This window comes from Micropruina sp. (genome assembly GCF_047606665.1).
Classification (GTDB): Bacteria; Actinomycetota; Actinomycetes; order Propionibacteriales; family Propionibacteriaceae; genus Micropruina.
In genome coordinates this window covers 27357-45568 of record NZ_JASGEF010000057.1, presented here as the reverse complement: position 1 = coordinate 45568, position 18212 = coordinate 27357, and the positions used below count along the sequence as shown (strand labels likewise).

Sequence of the window (18212 nt, the reverse complement as noted above, 5' to 3'; positions counted from 1 at the left end):
GGGCTTACGAGGTGGCCGCGTGGTGGATGCCGGCGCCGGGGGAGTAGATGTCCATGATGTTCCAATGCCCCGACGTCGGGGTCGGCACGTTGATCATCGACACGTCGATCACCACCGGGACGCCGGCCGCGATCGCCGTGGCCAGTGCGGGCTTGAACTCATCCGCGCTGGTCAGCGTCACCCCTTCGACGCCGTAGGCCCGCGCGATGGCGCCGAAGTCGGTCGGCACCGGGCCGTCCGCGTTCTCGAAGACGGTGCCGTAGGTGGTGTCGAAGTGGGCCTTCTCCAGCCCGGCGATGGTGCCGAACGCGTTGTTGTTCATCACTACCCAGACCGCCGCGATGCCCTTCTCGCGGGCGGTGTAGAGCAGGCTCGGGTTGGCGCCGAAGCCGCCATCGCCGACCAGCGAGACCACCACCTTGTCGGGGCAGGCGATCTTGGCGCCCAGTGCGGCGGGGGCGCCGAAGCCCATGGTGGCGAAGCCGCCGGGGGTGAACACCGAGCCGGGGGTGAGGATGTCCATCTGCTGGGCCATCCCGTTCTTGTTCCAGCCCACGTCGGTGGTGATGATCGCGTCGCGCGGCAGCACCTCGCGCACCTCGGCGAGGATCCGCTCCGGACGCATCGGCCAGGCGTCGCTGGCCACCGCCGCGGCGTTGCGGGAGCGGAAGTCGTCGCGCTGCCGCTTGATCTCGGCCAGCAGCTCGGGCCGCTGGACGCCGTCCGGGGCGAGCCGCTTGGCGGCCTCGACCAGGGCGGCGATGGCCGGCTTCAGGTCGGCGACGGCGCCGAGCTGCAGCGGGTAGTTGCGGCCCAGCTCTTCGGGATCGATGTCGATCTGCATCAGCTTGGTCGGCGGGATGCGGAAGGTGTACTGCTCCTCCCACGACGAGCTGTCGGCCTCGGCGAAAGTGACGCCCAGGGCCAGGATCCAGTCGGCGTTGCGGGTGGAGGCGTTGACGAACTCAGTGCCCCAGAAGCCGGTCATGCCGAGCACGCACGGGTTGTCGTCGGCGACCGCGCCCTTGCCCATCAGGCTGTGGCTCACCGGCAGCTGTAGATGATTGACCAGTTCGGCGAGTTCGTCGGTGGCATCGGCCAGCACGATGCCGCCGCCGACGTGCAGCAGCGGACGCTGCGCGGCCAGCAGGTTGGTCACGATCTGTTCGGCGACCGCCGGGTCGAGGCCGGGTTTGGCCAACTCGGTGGTGCCGGCCATCGCCTTGTCGAAGGTGGCCACGTCCACCTCGGCGGAGAAGATGTCCATCGGCACGCTGACCAGGACGGGGCCCGGGCGTCCGCTCTGCGCCAGTCGGAACGCCTTGTCGATGATCTCGGCGAACAGGTGCGCCGACTCCACCCGCCAGGCCCGCTTCACGAACGGACGGTAGATCTCGTGCTGCGCGCCGTCGGCGTGCAGGTTGACCTCCTGGTGCGGGTGCTTGCCGTAGTAGTGCGAGGGGACGTCGCCGGCGATGACCACCATCGGCACCGAATCGAGGGCGGCGTTGGCGACCCCGGTGGCCGCATTGGTGAGGCCGGGGCCGAGGTGCGAGAGCACCACCGAGGTGCGCTTGGTGGCACGGGCGTAGCCGTCGGCGGCGTGTGCGGCCAGCTGCTCGTGCCGGGTGTTGACGAACTCGATGCGGTCGGACTTCGACAGCGCCGCGAGCACCGCGATGTTGGTGTGCCCGCACAACCCGAAGACGTGCTTCACGCCGCGATACTCGAGGTAGCGGACGAGCTGGTGCGAGATCAGGTCGGTGATCATCGGTGACTCCTGGGTTCGGTGCTCAGTCGGATTCGGTGGGGTCGGACGGCGCGGCTCCTGGCAGGTCGCGGCGCGGTTCGCCGGTGTAGCGGTAGGGGATCTTCGGCGTCATCGGGCCCTTGATCCGGCCACCCTGGTTCGTCTGCTCCCAGGCATGGGCGAGGATGCCGACCGAGCGGGACAGGATGAAGATGCCGCGGCCCAGCTCGGGGGCGAAGCCGAGCTCGGAGTAGATGACCGCGGTGGCGCCGTCGATGTTCATCGGGACCCGGCGGGCGCGTCCGGCCGAGATGGCTTCTTCGACCGCGCGTCCGATGGTGGCGAACCGGCCGCTGACTTCGCCCTTCGCGGCCAGGTCGTCGACCAGGCCGAGCAGCCGGGGTGCCCGCGGGTCGAGCGGGTGGAAGCGGTGTCCGAAGCCGGGTGCGTACTTCACGCCGCGCTCGTTCCAGCGCGCCCAGACGGTGGTCGCTGCCGCGACGGCGTCCGCGTCGATGAGCGGGGCGTCCGGGCCGTGACCGTGTTCGGTCAGCTCGGCGTCGATGTCCCGGTAGAGCTCCATGCACTGCTGGCCGGCGCCGCCGTGCACGTCGTCCAGCACGTTGATCGCCGAGGCCATCGCCCCGTTCAGCGGCAGCCCGCAGGTGACCGACATCCGGCTGATCGCGATCGACGGGGCGTGCGGCCCGTGGTCGACGGACGCCACCAGCGCGGCCTCCAGCAGGGACGCCTGGTCGGCGCTGGGCAGCTCGCCGCGCAGCATCAGCCAGATCATCTGCGGGAAGCTGACCCGGCCGATCAGCTGCTCGATCGGGTAGCCCCGGACGCCGATCTTGCCGGGGTGGATGTCGATGATGTCGGTCGACCACCAGTTCTGGGCGGCCTCCACCAACTCCTCGGGGGACTGGGTCATCGGTGGGCCTCAGGCGTCCGCGGGCTCGAGTGCCGGGTCGTAGAAGTCGCCGAACAGCTCTTCGTCGCTGGGCTTGTCCTCGGGGATCGGACGGGCCACCCAGGTGGTGTTCAGGTAGTGCTTGAGGTGCACGTTCTCGCTGGTGATGTTGCCGCCCCAGGTGCCGCAGCCCATCGAGGAGGTCATTGGCATGCCGTTGTTGAACGCGCCCGCGTTGGCCTTCGACTGCGGCTGCCGGACCATGATCCGCGACACCGGCGCGGCCAGGCCGAGGCGGTGGATGTGGTCGTCGTCGTGGGAGTAGATGCCGCAGGAGTGGCCCTTGCCGCCCACCTCGTAGACGGCGCGCATGGCGTCCAGGGCGTTCTCGAACTCGCCGGAGTAGCGGTGCACGGTGAGCAGGGTGGTCAGCTTCTCGCGCGAGAACGGGTACTCGGCGCCGATGCCGTCGCCCTTGACGAAGATGAAGGTGGTGCCGTCGGGCACCTCGAAGCCGGCGTGCTTGGCCAGCTCGGAGGGCGCGATGGCGACGGTGTCGGGCAGCCGGTGCGCTTCGTCGTCCCACATCACCTTGGCCAGCGCTTCGCGCTGCTCGCCCTCCGCGAGGTAGCCGCCCTCAGCCTGCAGCGCGGCGATCATGTCGTCCCAGATCGACTCGTGGATGATCAGGTTGCCGTCGGCGGAGCAGCCGGAGCCGAAGTCGGAGGTCTTGGAGATCCGGGTGTTGCGGGCGGCGATCTCGACGTCGGCGGTCTCGTCGATGATCATCGTCGAGTTGCCGGCGCCCACCCCGTAGGCGGGGGTGCCGGAGCTGTAGGCGGCCCGCACCATCGGCTGTCCGCCGGTCGCGATGACCAGGTCGGACGCCGCCATCAGCGCCTGTGACATGGCCACGCTGGGTTGGGTGATGCACTGCAGGATGTCGGCCGGCGCACCCTCGCGCTCCAGCGCCTCGCGCATCAGCCGGACCGTCTCGAAGGTGGTCTTCTTGGAGCGCGGATGTGGGGAGAAGATCACCACGTCGCGGGCCTTGATCGAGTAGATCGCGTTGCCGGCCGGGGTCAGGTCGGGGTTGGTGGTGGGCACGATGCAGCCGATCAGGCCGACCGGCTTGCCGTACTTGACCAGGCCCTTCGCCTCGTCGGTCTCGATGATGCCGACGCTGGGCTGGCGCAGTGCGTCGCGCAGCACGCCGCGGATCTTCATCCGTTTGCCCATCCGGCTGACCGGGTCGCCCAGGCCGGATTCCTCGATGCCCTCGTGCACCAGCCGGCTGAAGGTCACCTTGTTCGCCACCGCCCAGGCGACCGCCTGGCAGAGCCGGTCGACCGTGGCCTGGTCGTAGGTCTCGATGATCTTCTGCGCGGCACGGGCCTTGGCCAGCAGGTCGGCCAACTCCTCTTCCTGCTCCGGCCGGAGGGGTTTCGGTTGGCTCGTCGTCGATGCCATCAGTGCGTCTCCCAGGTGAATCGCGGGTTTGTCGGGATCAGTATGCATAGAAATTCGGCGTTTGTGAACCATCTGGTTAGTTCAATGCGGAGAAGTTGGGATGCTCGGGTCTCAGTTGAGAGGTTCGCGGTTTGGCGCCCAGCTGTTCGGATCGCTCAGCCGGATGCCGAATCCAGCACACGAGCCGGCAAGCCGGCCTCGGTCGCCAGTCGGGCCGCTTGGCGATCGAACGTGACGAACTCCGTGGCGCCGAGTTGCAGACCGGAGTATGTGATCACGCCGTCGGCGAAGTCACCGCCACGTCGCAGGACAGCCAGGCCATGGTCGGCGGCCTGTTCGTCATAGGCGACGTTCGGCGCTGCCAGCAGCCGGTCGAGGGCAAGCCCTACGTCGTCGGTCGACATGCGGTAGGCACGCCTCAACACCCAGACGAACTCGCACAACGTCGACAGTGGCACAGCAATCAGTTCGGCCTCGCGCAGTACCGCGGCGGCCAGGCGCGCCTGTTCGGGATCGTCCCCGATCGCGGCGCGGACCAGGACATTGGTGTCGGCGGTCAACCTCACTGCTCGCCCGCCCAGCCTGCGGCGATGGCCTCGTTCATCTCGTCGATCGACACCGGCGTGGTCACCTTGTCGTGCAGGACGCCGATGAATCCCTCGATCGATCCGGACCGGCGGGTGCGGCTCAGCGTCACCTGCCCGTTCGGCAGTACCTGGACGTCGACCTTGTCCCCAGGGCGAACCCCGAGCGCCTGCAGGATGTCCTTGCGCAGCGTGATCTGACCTTTGGCGGTGATGGTGAGCGTTGTCATGATCGTCCCTTCGGTAAGGCAAGTATACCTTACCGATGCATCGAGGTCGCTGATCGCCGTCCGACGCTGGTTGAGCTTGTCGAAACCTGGATCTCGACCAGCTCGACCGACGAAAGTCAGTTCAGCCGGTGATCTCGACCGGTTTGCCGGTGCGTGCCGCCTCGACGACGGCTTCCACCACCCGCAGGGTCTTCAGGCCGTCGCGGGCGCTGCAGATCGGTTCTGCTTCGCCGCGTATGACGGCGGCGAAGTGGGTGATCTGGTTGGCCAGCGGGTCGGTGCGCTCGACGTCCTCGACGACGGTGTCCATCGGTTCCCACCAAGACCGTGTGCCGGGGAAGGTGCGGATCCGCATGGTCGGCACCGACAGCGATCCGTCGGTGCCGGCGAGGTGGTAGCAGTCCTCGTCCGGGAAGGTGGAGTAGCTGAGGTTCTCGCGTGCGGTCTGCTCCCAGGAGCGGGCGGACGCGGCGGTGTCGGAGAGCAGGAAGGTGCCCAGGGCGCCGTTGGCGAAGGTGAACACCATCGCGGCGGTGTCTTCCACACCGAAGCCGCGGGTGGCGTTCGAGGTGACCGCCTGGACCCGGACGATGTCGCCGACCAGCGACAGCAGGTTGTTCACCTCGTGGATCAGGTTGAGCAGGATCGGACCGCCGCCGGGCATCCGGCGCCAGCCGCCGCCGACATCGAAGTAGTCGTCCGGCTTGTAGAACATCGCGGTGCCGACCACGGCGACCAGCCGCCCGAGGCGTCCGCTGTGGACGATCTCGCGGGCCGTCGCCATCACCGGGCTGTAGTTGCGGTGGTGCCCGGTCAACACAGGGACGCCGGCCCGTTCGGCGGCCTCGACCAGCCGGGAGGCGTTCTCGACGGTGTCGCCGATCGGCTTCTCGACGATCACCGGGACGCCCGCAGCGACGCATTCCAGGCCGCCCTCGACATGCAACCGGTTCGGCGTCGCCAGGATGATGCCGTCCGGCTTTCCGGCGGCGAACAGCTCGCCGAGCGAGGCGTAGAGGGGCACCCCGTACTGCTTCGCCAGCGGTGCGCCGTCCGGCCCGGGCTCGACGATGGCGTGCAACTGCGCGGCGTCGCTGCGGTCGATCTCTTCGAGATGGCGCTTGCCGATCAGGCCGGCCCCGGCGACGGCCAATCGAGTCCTCTCCATGGGAGACATGGTCTCAGCCACGGGCCAGGTCGGACAGGTGCGATGTGACCGGTCGCCACAGCCGGTCCACCGGCAGCACATGGAGGCGGTCTTCGTAGGTGTACGAGCGTCGACCGGTACTGAAAGCTACACCGGCGACGAATCGGCTTCCGAGCGCCTCGCGCAGTTTACGCATGGCTTTGAAATCGGAGCCCGCGACCCGTTCGTTCGCCTTGACTTCGAAGGCGAGCACGCGGCCGTCGTCGAACTCGATGACGAAGTCGACCTCGTCGTGGTCATGGGTTCTCCAGTGTCCGACGGCCACTGCCTCATCAAGCCATGAGGCCTGCTTGCGTAGCTCTCCGATGACGAAGGTCTCCAACAGGCATCCGAACTCAGTGAGCGCGGTGGCGTCCAATGTCGCCAGTTTGGCGGGGCTGACCCGCATCAGGCGTGCGGCGAGGCCCGAATCGACCATGTGGAGCTTTGGCCTCGCCGTCGCACGGGCGCGGAGGGTCTTGCCCCAGGCAGGCAGCCTGACGACGAGGAATAGGTCCTCGAGTAGGCGGGTGTACTGCTCGGCGGTCTTGCGATCGATCCCGAGATCGCTGGTTGTCTCTGCCAGGTTCATGACCTGCGCCGTACGTGCGGCCAGTCGTCCGAGCAGATCGCGCAGCACCTGCCGTTGGCGGAGCCGTGCCAGTTCCGCCGCGTCGCGCTCGATCGACTGATCGATGTAGTTGTCGAACCAACGGTTGCGAGCGGCCGCGGCCCGTCGGATCGCCAACGGGAATCCGCCGGCAACAACTCGCTCGACATACTCGGCGCGCGTTGTGGCTGAGGTCGGGTGTGCGGCAACCGTTCCATCGGGTTCGGCTCGCAAGGCTTCCACCAAGTCCTCGCGAACGCCACCCAACTCGCCTTGGGACAAGGGCCAGATGGTCATGACATGCAAGCGGCCAGTCAGCGCTTGAGCCGTGCGCGGCAGCGCGTCGTGTCGGGTAGACCCCGTCAGGACCGCCGTGCCTGGCAGGCTGCCTTCTCGGTTCAGCCTGGCCTTGAGTGCGTCGAGGACTTCCAGCGCGTGCTGATATTCGTCGATGCACACCGGTGTCGTGGCGTCGACGGCAGTACTTACGTTCGGCAGTACGGCGTCCCGCACTGCGGGGTCATCGAGATCGACGACCGGGACGCCCCGACTGTCGGCGAAGACTCTCAACACCGTCGACTTGCCCACTGACCGCGGACCGTGCAGGGCGATAACCGGCTCGTCGGCCGCATACGAATCGAGCAGCTGGGACACCCGGCGCGGGACCATGGCGGCGGTCGGTACTGTCACAGCTTCAAAGCTACCAGAATTCGAGGAGGCAGAACTCCCAAAATCCGAGGGGGGTAAACTCCCGAAACGCGAGGGTCGTTCAGCCCTGGTTCTTCAGCTGCTCGATGACGAACTCCAGCGCCAGGGTGTAGCCCATCACCCCGAAGCCGGCCATCACGCCGACGGCGATGTCGGAGAGGTAGGAGTGGTGCCGGAACGCCTCGCGCTTGTGCACGTTCGAGATGTGCACCTCGCAGAACGGGACCTCGACGCCGGCGAAGGCGTCCCGGATGGCGACGCTGGTGTGGGTGTAGGCGCCTGGGTTGATCACCACGAACTGGGTGCCGTCGGTGCGGGCGGCGTGGATGCGATCGACGATGGCGCCCTCGTGGTTGCTCTGGAAGCACTCGACCGTGTGCCCGGCGGCCTCGCCCTGAGCGATCGCGGCGGCCTCGATGTCGGCCAGCGTGGTGGCGCCGTAGATGCCGGGCTCGCGGGTGCCGAGCAGGTTCAGGTTGGGGCCGTTGATGACGAGGATGGACATCGCGCTTCCTTACGGTTGTGGTGTGGGGGACATGGTGTCAGGCGGACGCCAGGTCGGCCAGCGCCAGTTCCACGACCTCGCGCGGCGGCCGGGCCTCGACCGGGCTGCCGAGGTCGCGCAGCACGATGAACCGCCAGCCGTCGTGGAACTTCTTGTCCCGGTCGAACGCCCACTCCAGCTGATCGATCGAGAAGCTGGCGCGGGTCGGCAGGCCGAGGGCGTCCAGCACGCCGCGGTGGGCGTCCAGGCCGTCCGTCGACAGCCAGCCGAGCCGATGCGACAGGTGGGCCGCGGCCATCATGCCGAGGCTGAGGGCGCCCGCGGGTTGGCCCGGTGCGGCGGATTCGAAGGCGCGGCTGAAGGTGTGGCCGTAGTTGAGGTGGGCCCGCGCGCCCTGCTCGCGTTCGTCGGAGGTGACGATGTCGGCCTTGATCTCGACGCTGCGCCGGACGACGTGCAACAGTTCGGCAGGCTCGCCGGCGGTGAGTTCGCCAGCGCGCCGGCGGAGGAATTCGAGCAGGTCGGGGTCGGCGAGGAACGCGTGTTTGGCGATCTCGGCGAGCCCGGCGGGGTAGTCCGGACGCCCCGTCGCCAGGTCGGCGTCGCACATCACCAGCGCCGGCTGGTGGACGAGGCCGAGCAGATTCTGGCCTTGCGGCAGATCGAGGGCGTTCTTGCCGCCGATCGCCGAATCGGCCTGGGCTTCGAGGGTGGTCGGCACGAGGACGAACCGCATGCCGCGGTGGTAGGTGGCGCTGAGGAACCCGACCAGGTCGACGGTGGCCTCGCCGCCGACACCGATCAGCAGGTCACTGCGGTGGATGGCGAGTTCGGCCAGTTGCCCGGCGAGGGCGCCGACCTGCTCGAGACTCTTCACCTGGGCCGGTGTGCTGTCGGCGGGCAGGCGCAGTCGGTGGACGTCGGAGACCGCATGAGAGACGGCGGCCGCGACCCGGTCGCCGGTGTCGTCGTCGCCGGGACCGGAGATCACCACGACCTGGCGCACCTCGGGCAACTCGGGCAGCAGCCGTCCGAGCTGGTCGAGGACGCCGTGACCGACATGGACGCGGTAGCTGCCGCCGGGCGGCGCGACCAGGATGCCGGGGCTGCCGTCCAGTTCGGCGGTGGAGGTGAGCCGGGCCAGGATCTCGAAGGCGACGTCCTCGACCCGGCGTCCGGTGGTGAACGAGGTGATGGACGCCGTGGTCGCGTAGACGTCCAGCCGGTTGGCGTAGAGGGTGTCCAGGCCCGGTTTGCCGAGCAGTGGGCGGTAGGTGTCGCCGCCGACACGGGCGAGGGCCTCGGTGAGTTCGACATGCAGATAGATGACGGTGTGCCGGCGCAGCGCCTCGCGGGTGACCGCCGAACCGCAGGCGCCGCCGCCCAGCGACAGCACGCACGCCTGCCCGTCCAGCAAGTCGATGATGGTGCGTTCCTCCAGCTCGCGGAACCCTGGCTCGCCCAACTCGTCGAACAGGGACGAGATGCTGCGCCGCTGCTGATGTTCGATGACCAGGTCGCTGTCGACGAACGGCAGACCGAGCCGTTCGGCCAGCAGCCGACCGATGGTGGTCTTGCCCGCACCCATGAATCCGATGAGGACGATCACGTGTGCTCCTGGTCGGTGCTCGGGCCCCGCCTCGATGCGGGCGGCTGGTCGCCCGGAGTCTACTGGCCCGATCTGGGACGGCCGTCCGGGGTTCGGACGGTGGCTTGGGGTTCACACGTATTCTCCGAGCCTGGAAGCAAAGGAGCTACCGCCGCATGCCGTTCGCCTTCATCTATGTGGTCGTGATCGGCTTTGCCCTGGTCATCTGCCTGGTTGCGGCGGTCGCCGTCCGCGACGAGGTGCGCCGTCCGGCGAGTTGGGGACGTCGTGTGGGAGCCGTCGCGTCGGTGGCTCTGGCCGCGCTCGGCCTGTTCTTGGCCGTCACGCAGGTGACTGGAACCTGGGGCGAGCTGTGTGGCAGCGCGGTCGGGATCCTGACCTACACCCCTGACCCGGCGACGCAACACCTGGACGACACCACGAGGGCGGCCTATCAGGCCTGCATCGATCGACGTGCTACCCAGATGACGTTGGCCACCATCAGTCTGATCGCCGCCCCGATCATGTTGGCGGTCACCCGGAGGCTCGCCGCGCGGCCTTGAGGTCGCAGTGAGCTTTGCCTCAGCTCTCAGGCCGCGGACCCGAAGTATCGGAACTCCACGGTGAACGGTGTGAAGCCCGGTTCGTGGGGGAGATCGGGTGGTCGGCTGTGGTGTTCGTGTCCGGTGGGGGTCCGGACGCCGATGGTGCCGTCAGGTTGGACCGTATGACGCCAGCCGGAGTGCTCTTTGAGGTAGTTGCACTGCTCGCACAGGCCCTGCCCGTTGGCGGCAGTGGTCGCACCGCCGGCCGCGGCGGGCGTGATGTGGTCGGTGTGCCGGATGGGCGCGTCGCACCACGGTGTGCGGCATACGTCGTCACGGGTGGCGATGAAGGCGGCCAGGCCGTCCGGGAAGCGGCGGCGGGTCGATTCCATGGCGACCAGTCGCCCCTCGCCCGGTGTGCCGTAGAGGCGGCGGATCCATCCCCGCAGCTTCTCGCTGGCATGGGCGGCGATCCTGCGCGCGACCCCAGCGGGGATCGGTCCGTAGCCGGCAAGCCGGGCGGGCGTGTTGCGGGTGCCGAGCAGTGCTTCGTCGGTGATCACCAACTGGATCTCGACCTCGACCTCGTGGGCGGCTTCCTGGCCGGTGACGCGGGCAACGAGCGTGTCGGCCATGACCTGGTTCTTGGTGCGTTCGTCGCCGGCCGCGCGGGCAGCGTCCGCGGCTTGGGTGAGGGCGGCGTAGGCAGCGACTCCCTGGGCGGCCGGCAGCAGGGCGGAGACCCGCGCCATGCAGTCGGGTGCGGGCCGGATGGTGACGTTGCGGTCGGCCTCGGCCCGCCCGATGCGGGCGACCACGCTGTGCGGGTCGAGCCGGTAGGCGACCTTGCGGGCCTCGGCAGCGAGTTCGCGGGTGGACAGCTCGGCCAGCTTCGGGCCGAGCTCGGCGTCCGCTTCGACGCGATGAGCCTTCGACAGGCAGGCGGTCTCCCGCGCGAACACGGTGACTCGCCACTCGGAGACGTCGCCGGCGCTGAACACGGCCATCGCGTGCGGCATTTCGGTGGCCAGTACGGACGCCAGGCCGACCAGGCTGCTGGCGCGGTGGGGTGATTCGTGCCGGGCCAGCCCGATCTCACCGGCGAGGGAGGCGGACACCCGCGTGACGGTGCGGCCCGCGGCCCTGGCTTCGGCCTCTAAGACGCCGCGCAGCTCCATTGTCAGCCGTGCCTGCGCGGCCGCAGCGGCGTTCTTGAGCCGCTCCAACTGGGTGATCTGGTCGATGAGTTCGACCGGGTCGCCACAGGTCAAGCCGGCCAGCCCGTCGACCAGTGTGGTCAGAGCGGCGGCGTCGAGCCTGGCGAAAGCGTCCATGCAGGTAGTATAATAATACATATGTATGAATACAAGAGAAGGGTCTGAAGTTCCTCTCGGCCTGTGGTCGGTGGCGCGGCGCGGGCTCCGATGGTCATGATCCTGGCAGGCGGCACTGACAGCTTCTGGTGGGGAGGGTCTCGACAAGCTCGACCAACGGATCCGCAAGGGGTGTCGGTGCGCTCGACTGTCGGCAGGGGAGCGGGCTTCGATTTGGGGGCCTCCGGCGTCCTGGACTAGACTCGCTCGTCGGTTACCTGTGTCTCAGGTGCGTCCACGTTCAGATTGGGAGCAATGGCGAAAAGGGAAGGTGCCCTCGAACTCGAGGGCCAGGTCGTCGAAGCACTGCCGAACGCGATGTTCCGGGTGGAACTCGCCAACGGCCATCGCGTGCTGGCCACGATCAGCGGCAAGATGCGGCAGCACTACATCCGTATCCTCCCGGCCGACCGCGTCGTCGTCGAGCTGTCTCCCTACGATCTGACCCGCGGCCGCATCGTCTACCGGCACAAGTGATCCGTACGACATCATCCACCACCGGTTCCGGCCACTGATTCCCCGAGCCTTCGTGCCCGGGGACAGCTTTGTCCGGAGCGACGAGTCAGAAAGTTGCTCGATGAAGGTTCAGCCGAGCGTCAAGAAGATCTGCGACAAGTGCAAGGTCATTCGCCGGCACGGTCGCGTGATGGTGATCTGCGACAACCCGCGGCACAAGCAGCGCCAGGGCTGACCTGGTCTGCGCCGTCGGGCCGCAGCACCGGACGGCGCGCCGTCCACCGTCCTTTGAGGACGGACCAACAGAACAACGTGATCGCACCAGCGGAAGCAATCCCGCTGCCACCCCCGGTCGGAGGCCGGGGCCCACGCCGAGGCGGCGAGGGGACGCATCACGCCAGACACCTCCGCGGACCGGGTCGACGCCCCGTCCGGAACTGAAAGGAAACGCCTCATGGCACGCCTCATCGGGGTCGATCTGCCGCGCGAGAAGCGCTTGGAGATCGCCCTCACCTACATCTTCGGCATCGGCCGTACCCGAGCCGCCGAAACCCTGGCCGCCACTGGCATCAGTGGCGACATCCGTGTCCACCAGCTGACCGACGAGCACCTCGTCGCGCTTCGCGATCACATCGAGGCGAACTACGAGACCGAGGGCGACCTGCGCCGCACCGTCGCCGCCGACATCCGGCGCAAGATCGAGATCGGCTCCTACCAGGGCCGTCGTCACCGCATGGGCCTGCCGGTCCGCGGTCAGCGCACCCGGACCAACGCCCGCACCCGCAAGGGCAAGAAGAAGGCCGTCGCCGGGAAGAAGAAGGGCCGCTGACGCGGCTCCTCCTCACACGAGATACCAGGAGTACTGAAAACACATGGCTACTGCAGGCCGCACCAAGGCTCAGGCAGCTTCCAAGACGAAGCTGCGCCGCAAGGAGAAGAAGAACGTCACCGCCGGTCAGGCGCACATCAAGTCGACGTTCAACAACACCATCATCACCATCACCGACCCCACTGGTGCGGTGATCTCGTGGGCCTCCGCCGGCACCGTCGGCTTCAAGGGCTCGCGCAAGTCGACCCCGTTCGCCGCCCAGATGGCCGCCGAGGCCGCCGGACGCCGCGCCATGGAGCACGGCATGAAGCGCGTGGACGTGTTCGTCAAGGGTCCGGGCTCCGGCCGCGAGACCGCCATCCGTTCGCTGGGCGCCGTCGGCTTGGAGATCGGCCCGATCTCCGATGTCACCCCGGTGCCGCACAACGGCTGCCGTCCGCCCAAGCGCCGTCGCGTCTGAGCCCGAGCAGAGAGAAGGACTGAACCATGGCCCGTTACACCGGACCCATCACCAAGAAGTCGCGCCGGCTCGGCACCGACCTGGTCGGCAACGACAAGTCGTTCGAGCGCCGCGCCTACCCGCCCGGCGTCCACGGCCGCGGCCGGACCAAGGAGAGCGAGTACCTGCTGCAGCTCAAAGAGAAGCAGAAGGCCCGCTACGCCTACGGCGTGCTAGAGAAGCAGTTCCGCCGCTACTACGAGGAAGCCAACCGGCTGGCCGGCAAGACCGGTGACAACCTGCTGATCATCCTCGAATCACGCCTCGACAACGTCGTATACCGCTCCGGGCTGGCCAACACCCGCCGGCAGGCTCGCCAGCTGGTCGTGCACGGCCACTTCCTGGTCAACGGCAAGAAGGTCAACATCCCGTCCTACCGGGTGAGCCCGTACGACATCATCGATGTCGCGCCGAAGTCGATCAAAACGCTGCCGTTCGTGATCGCCCGTGAGACCCACCACGAGCGTTCCGTTCCGGGCTGGCTGACCGTGCGCCCGAACAAGGGCCGCATCCTGGTGCACCAGCTGCCGGTGCGCGACCAGATCACCGTCGACGTCCAGGAACAGCTGATCGTCGAGCTCTACTCCAAGTAACGCCTCATCGGGGACGCCGGTTCGCGCCGGCGTCCCCGAACCCCGCACGGGACCGACTCGGGCGGGACCATGACTGCCGTCATATAGCGGTCGGCAGGAAAGGAACATAACTTCATGCTCATCGCACAGCGTCCGACCTTGACCGAAGAGGTCATCGACGACTACCGCTCCCGCTTCGTCGTGGAGCCGCTGGAGCCGGGTGTCGGCTACACCCTCGGCAACTCGCTGCGCCGCACGCTGCTGTCGTCCATCCCGGGCGCGGCCGTCACCAGCATCAAGATCGAGGGCGTCCAGCACGAGTTCTCGACCATCGAGGGAGTCGTCGAGGACGTCACCGAAATCATCCTCAACCTGAAGAGCCTGGTGCTGTCCTCCGAAGAGGACGAGCCGGTGGTGATGTACCTGCGCAAGGCCGGCCCCGGTGAGGTCACTGCCGCCGACATCGCGCCGCCGGCCGGGGTGGAGATCCACAACCCCGACCTGCACATCGCCACCCTGAACGACACCGGCAAGATCGAGATGGAGCTGGTCGTCGAGCGCGGCCGCGGCTACGTGTCGGCCGCCCAGAACAAGAACCTGGACTCCGAGATCGGCCGGGTGCCGGTCGACTCGCTGTACAGCCCGGTGCTGAAGGTCACCTACAAGGTAGAGGCCACCCGCGTCGAGCAGCGCACCGACTTCAACCGGCTCACCCTGGATGTCGAGACCAAGCCCTCGATGACCCCGCGGGACGCCGTTGCGTCCGCCGGCAAGACCCTGGTCGAGCTGTTCGGCCTGGCCCGCGAGCTGAACGTCGAGGCCGAGGGCGTCGAGATCGGCCCGTCGCCGGTCGACGAGCAGCTGGCCGCCGACCTGGCGCTGCCGGTGGAAGAGCTGAAGCTCACCATGCGCAGCTACAACTGCCTCAAGCGCGAGGGCATCCACACCGTCTCCGAGCTGGTGTCGCGGTCCGAGCAGGATCTGCTCGACATCCGCAACTTCGGCTCGAAGTCGATCGAAGAGGTCAAGCTGCGGCTGCACGAGATGGGCCTGTCGCTGAAGGACAGCTCGCCCGGCTTCGACCCGCTGGCTGCTCTCAACCGTTACAACGACGACGCCGACTTCGGCGACGAGTACTGATCCGCGAATAGGAGAAACCCGAAATGCCCAAGCCAACCAAGGGCCCCCGGTTCGGCGGCTCGCCGGCCCACCAGCGGATCATCCTGGCCAACCTGGCCAGCCAGCTCTTCGAGCACGGCAAGATCACCACGACCGAGGCCAAGGCGAAGCGCGTCCAGCCGCTGGCCGAGCGACTGATCGCCAAGGCCAAGCGCGGCGATCTGCACAACCGGCGCCAGGTGCTGACCACCATCACCGACAAGGGTGTGGTGCACGTCCTGTTCACCGAGATCGCCCCGAAGCTGGCCGATCGCGATGGCGGCTACACCCGGATCACCAAGGTCGGGCCTCGCAAGGGCGACAACGCCCCGATGGCCGTGATCGAGATCATCACCGAGTCGGTCGAGGAATCCCGCAAGAACAAGGCCAAGGCCAAGGGTGGGTCCGCCGCGCCGGCCAAGAAGGCCGCGCCGGCCGCTCCGAAGCGGGCCAAGAAGGAGGAGTCGGCCCCGTCGTCTCCCTCTTCGGCGTCCGCCCCGTCGGCGCCGTCCGCCGATGAGGACGCCAAGGCCTGAGTGCTGCGTTCTTCCTCCGCGCTCGCTCAAATTTATGTGGGGCTCGCCGAATTCGGCGAGCCCCACATAAATTTAAGCTGGCGCGATGTGGAAGGTGGCCTGCGCAGGGCTCAGAGGACGTGGCGGCAGCTCCACGGCTTGAAGCCGCGCGTGGCGTAGAGGCGATTCGCGACGGTGATCTGCTCGGACTTGGTCGCCTTGTGCGGGTACTTGGCGAAATGCTGGCCTTTGACAGACTTCCAGGTGGCGAGGTTGAACTGCAGTCCGCCGTAGTAGCCGTTGCCGGTGTTGACATGCCAGCGGTTGCCGGACTCGCATTTCGCGATCTTGTTCCACTGGTTCAGCCGGGCCAGGTTGATCTTGTGCTTGCCGTTGGTGCCGACTTTGACGACCTTGTTGACCACCTTCTTGGTGATCTGCTCCTTCACCAACACGGTGGTGGAGACGCCGTCCACGGTCGTGGTCTGGTACGTCTGGGTGGCCTTGCCGTTGCGGCCCTTGGTGACTACCTTGGAATCGCCCTTGTACAGCGACTTGGTCCCCATCTTGACCGTGGCGTACTTCAGGGTGACCTTCTTGCTGGACGTCTTCGTGGTCACCGTCGAGCCGCTACTGCTGGACTGCCCGGCGTCCTCATTGTCGGCGGCATTGGCTGGCACACTGCTCAGGCCGGCGAGCAGCAGGACACCGCAGGCGACGAGCGCCGACCCCTTCGTGGTCAACTGCATCTGCGAACTCCCTCTTCGTTGATCGGATGGGTCAGGCCGCGTGGCGGCAGCCCCAGGGCGCGAGCCCTGCCTTGGCGTAATAGCGGTTGGCGACGGTGATCTGTTCGGCGCGGCTGGCCAGGTCGGCACGCGGGGCGAAGTCGGTGCCACCGTTGGCGCGCCACGACGCGTTGGCGAACTGCAGCCCGCCGTAGTAGCCGTTACCGGTGTTGATATGCCAGTTGCCGCCGGACTCGCACTTGGCGATTCTGTCCCACATCGCGGCGCGGGCCAGGTTGAGGCCGCCACCGCTGCCGCCGTCAGCGACCTTCTTGGTGCCGACCAGCAGCTTCTGGTTCACCGGGGCGGTCACCACCACCCGCTTCAGGACCTTCTTGGTGGCATCGCCGCCGTTGACCTTGGTGTATTCGTAGGTGACGGTGGCCTTGCCGTTGCGGCCGGCCTTGGTGACCTTGGTCTGACCGACGTACAGCGACGTGGATGTCGACTTGGTGGTGCCGTAGCCGATCTTCTCGGTGACCGTGCGGGTGGTGATGCTGACCCGGTCCAGGGTGACATTCTGCTTGGCGACGATTGCGGTGCTCAGGGCGGGCTTGATCCGGTCGTTGGCGCCCACGGTCAGCTTCCGCTCGGCCAGCAGATCGGCGACGGTCGCGGCGGTGGTGGTGACCTTCTCGGACTTCCCGCCGACCTTCAGAGTGACCTGCTTCGCCGTCCGGACGTCGACGGTGAGGCCTTCGCGTCCGATGCCGGCCGAGCGGGAGAGCGAGAAGGCGGCGCCGCCCAGGCCGCGCAGCTCGGCGGCGGCCAGCGCGCCGTCCAGAGTGGTCGCGGTGGTGTAGAACTCGGTCGGCTTGCCGTCGACCAGCAGGGTGACCTTGCGCGAGTACTGCACCTGGACGGTGCCGCCGTCGCTGACCGCGGAGTCGACCGCAGGGAAGACCAGGTCGCGCGGACCGAGCTCGATGCCGTTCGCCTTCAGCACGTCGCCGACGGTGCCGGCGTAGCTGGTGCTGACAGAACTCTGGCCGTCGACGGTGAGAGTGATGGATTTGTCGAGTGAGGTGGCGGCGACAGCACCACCGGCGAGGACGACGGCGCCGGTGAGGGCGGTCAGCTTCCAGGACCAGATCACGTGTTTACAGCTCCAGTTACTCGGGGATTCCGGAGGAGTTCATAAGAACAACCTGAGAACGAGTGTGACGGAAGCTGAGAAGACACGCAAATCTCCCCGCGTCATGCTATGGATCGACGCCGGCGTCCCGGACGACGACGAACGGCCCCGGGATCATCCCGGGGCCGTTCGACGATGGGTGCTCAGAACAGGCCGGAGCTGGCCTCGCGGGCCTTGGTGAAGCGCTCGGTGACATCGGCCCAGTTGACCACGTTCCACCACGCCTTCACGTAGTCGCCCTTCACGTTCAGGTACTGCAGGTAGAAGGCGTGCTCCCACATGTCGAGCTGCAGAACCGGCAGCTGGCCCACCGGCAGGTTGCCCTGCTGGTCGAACAGCTGGTTGATGTTGAGCCGCTTGCCCAGGGTGTCCCAGACCAGCACCGACCAGCCCGAGCCCTGCAGGCCGTTGGCGACCTCGTTGAACTGGCTCTGGAAGCCCTCGAACGAGCCGAAGAACTCGTCGATCGCGGCGGCGATCTCACCGTCGGGACGGCCGCCGCCGTCCGGCGACATGTTCTTCCAGAACACCGAGTGGTTGATGTGTCCGCCCAGGTGGAAGGCGAGGTCCTTCTCGAGCTTGTTGATGGCGGCGAAGTCGCCGCTCTCGCGGGCCGCGGCCAGCTTCTCCAGCGCCGTGTTCGCACCGGCCACGTAGGCGGCGTGGTGCTTGTCGTGATGGAGCTGCATGATCTGTGCGGAGATGTGCGGCTCGAGTGCGCCGTAGTCGTAATCGAGGTCCGGCAGCGTGTACGTCATCGGTACTCCTTCGTTGGGGCTTCTTGATTGGGTCAACCCA

Annotated in this window: 21 protein-coding genes; 8 read left to right on the top strand and 13 right to left on the bottom strand. The window is 67.5% G+C overall.

Annotated features, from left to right (window positions below; genetic code table 11):
* Nucleotides 1-4 precede the first annotated feature (4 nt).
* From QM619_RS13665 to QM619_RS13625, 9 genes are all read right to left on the bottom strand, one after another.
* A complete protein-coding gene (locus tag QM619_RS13665; protein WP_415109673.1) occupies nt 5-1771 on the bottom strand; it encodes a thiamine pyrophosphate-binding protein in 1767 nt (588 codons plus the stop codon).
* Nucleotides 1772-1793: 22 nt separating this feature from the next.
* Nucleotides 1794-2684: a citryl-CoA lyase gene (locus QM619_RS13660; RefSeq protein WP_415109670.1), complete on the bottom strand. Its 891-nt coding sequence runs from the start codon at nt 2682-2684 to the stop codon at nt 1794-1796.
* A 9-nt stretch (nt 2685-2693) separates the two neighbouring features.
* Nucleotides 2694-4133: an aldehyde dehydrogenase family protein gene (locus tag QM619_RS13655; RefSeq protein ID WP_415109667.1), complete on the bottom strand. Its 1440-nt coding sequence runs from the start codon at nt 4131-4133 to the stop codon at nt 2694-2696.
* A 155-nt stretch (nt 4134-4288) separates the two neighbouring features.
* Nucleotides 4289-4699, bottom strand: a complete 411-nt coding sequence (locus QM619_RS13650) for a type II toxin-antitoxin system VapC family toxin (protein ID WP_415109664.1) — start codon at nt 4697-4699, stop codon at nt 4289-4291.
* Nucleotides 4696-4947: an AbrB/MazE/SpoVT family DNA-binding domain-containing protein gene (locus QM619_RS13645; RefSeq protein ID WP_415109661.1), complete on the bottom strand. Its 252-nt coding sequence runs from the start codon at nt 4945-4947 to the stop codon at nt 4696-4698. Before QM619_RS13645 ends, QM619_RS13650 begins: the two co-directional genes overlap by 4 nt.
* Before the next feature lie 121 nt (nt 4948-5068).
* The gene (locus QM619_RS13640) at nt 5069-6115 is read right to left on the bottom strand and encodes a Gfo/Idh/MocA family protein (protein ID WP_415109658.1); all 1047 of its coding nucleotides are present in this window, start codon (nt 6113-6115) and stop codon (nt 5069-5071) included.
* Nucleotides 6116-6128: 13 nt separating this feature from the next.
* Nucleotides 6129-7433: an ATP-binding protein gene (locus tag QM619_RS13635; RefSeq protein WP_415109654.1), complete on the bottom strand. Its 1305-nt coding sequence runs from the start codon at nt 7431-7433 to the stop codon at nt 6129-6131.
* A gap of 79 nt (nt 7434-7512) precedes the next feature.
* A complete protein-coding gene (aroQ, locus tag QM619_RS13630; RefSeq protein ID WP_415109651.1) occupies nt 7513-7956 on the bottom strand; it encodes a type II 3-dehydroquinate dehydratase in 444 nt (147 codons plus the stop codon).
* Nucleotides 7957-7993: 37 nt separating this feature from the next.
* The gene (locus QM619_RS13625; protein ID WP_415109648.1) at nt 7994-9565 is read right to left on the bottom strand and encodes a shikimate kinase; all 1572 of its coding nucleotides are present in this window, start codon (nt 9563-9565) and stop codon (nt 7994-7996) included.
* A gap of 155 nt (nt 9566-9720) precedes the next feature.
* Here QM619_RS13625 and QM619_RS13620 point away from each other — a divergent pair, with 155 nt between their 5' ends.
* A complete protein-coding gene (locus QM619_RS13620; RefSeq protein WP_415109645.1) occupies nt 9721-10107 on the top strand; it encodes a hypothetical protein in 387 nt (128 codons plus the stop codon).
* Nucleotides 10108-10133: 26 nt separating this feature from the next.
* Here the strand turns inward: QM619_RS13620 and QM619_RS13615 are convergent, their stop codons facing one another.
* Complete coding sequence (locus tag QM619_RS13615) at nt 10134-11423, bottom strand: DUF222 domain-containing protein (RefSeq protein ID WP_415109642.1); 1290 nt, start codon at nt 11421-11423, stop codon at nt 10134-10136.
* A 294-nt stretch (nt 11424-11717) separates the two neighbouring features.
* Here QM619_RS13615 and infA point away from each other — a divergent pair, with 294 nt between their 5' ends.
* From infA to rplQ, 7 genes are all read left to right on the top strand, one after another.
* Nucleotides 11718-11939 (top strand): translation initiation factor IF-1, encoded by a 222-nt coding sequence (gene infA / locus QM619_RS13610; RefSeq protein WP_415109639.1) that lies wholly within the window; start codon nt 11718-11720, stop codon nt 11937-11939.
* A gap of 100 nt (nt 11940-12039) precedes the next feature.
* The gene (gene rpmJ / locus QM619_RS13605; protein WP_002514836.1) at nt 12040-12153 is read left to right on the top strand and encodes a 50S ribosomal protein L36; all 114 of its coding nucleotides are present in this window, start codon (nt 12040-12042) and stop codon (nt 12151-12153) included.
* 219 nt (nt 12154-12372) lie between these two features.
* Nucleotides 12373-12747, top strand: coding sequence for a 30S ribosomal protein S13 (gene rpsM, locus QM619_RS13600; protein ID WP_415109636.1), 375 nt, complete (start codon nt 12373-12375; stop codon nt 12745-12747).
* Between the two features lie 43 nt (nt 12748-12790).
* Nucleotides 12791-13207: a 30S ribosomal protein S11 gene (gene rpsK, locus QM619_RS13595; protein WP_415085041.1), complete on the top strand. Its 417-nt coding sequence runs from the start codon at nt 12791-12793 to the stop codon at nt 13205-13207.
* A 26-nt stretch (nt 13208-13233) separates the two neighbouring features.
* Nucleotides 13234-13839, top strand: coding sequence for a 30S ribosomal protein S4 (gene rpsD, locus QM619_RS13590; RefSeq protein ID WP_415109633.1), 606 nt, complete (start codon nt 13234-13236; stop codon nt 13837-13839).
* Nucleotides 13840-13953: 114 nt separating this feature from the next.
* Nucleotides 13954-14958, top strand: coding sequence for a DNA-directed RNA polymerase subunit alpha (locus QM619_RS13585; protein ID WP_415109630.1), 1005 nt, complete (start codon nt 13954-13956; stop codon nt 14956-14958).
* Between the two features lie 23 nt (nt 14959-14981).
* Nucleotides 14982-15512 (top strand): 50S ribosomal protein L17, encoded by a 531-nt coding sequence (gene rplQ, locus QM619_RS13580; protein WP_415109627.1) that lies wholly within the window; start codon nt 14982-14984, stop codon nt 15510-15512.
* A 110-nt stretch (nt 15513-15622) separates the two neighbouring features.
* Here the strand turns inward: rplQ and QM619_RS13575 are convergent, their stop codons facing one another.
* From QM619_RS13575 to QM619_RS13565, 3 genes are all read right to left on the bottom strand, one after another.
* On the bottom strand, nt 15623-16240 hold the full coding sequence (locus QM619_RS13575; protein WP_415109624.1) for a transglycosylase family protein: 618 nt from the start codon (nt 16238-16240) through the stop codon (nt 15623-15625).
* 31 nt (nt 16241-16271) lie between these two features.
* Complete coding sequence (locus tag QM619_RS13570) at nt 16272-17375, bottom strand: ubiquitin-like domain-containing protein (protein WP_415109621.1); 1104 nt, start codon at nt 17373-17375, stop codon at nt 16272-16274.
* A 182-nt stretch (nt 17376-17557) separates the two neighbouring features.
* Nucleotides 17558-18172 (bottom strand): superoxide dismutase, encoded by a 615-nt coding sequence (locus QM619_RS13565; protein WP_415109618.1) that lies wholly within the window; start codon nt 18170-18172, stop codon nt 17558-17560.
* Nucleotides 18173-18212 lie beyond the last annotated feature (40 nt).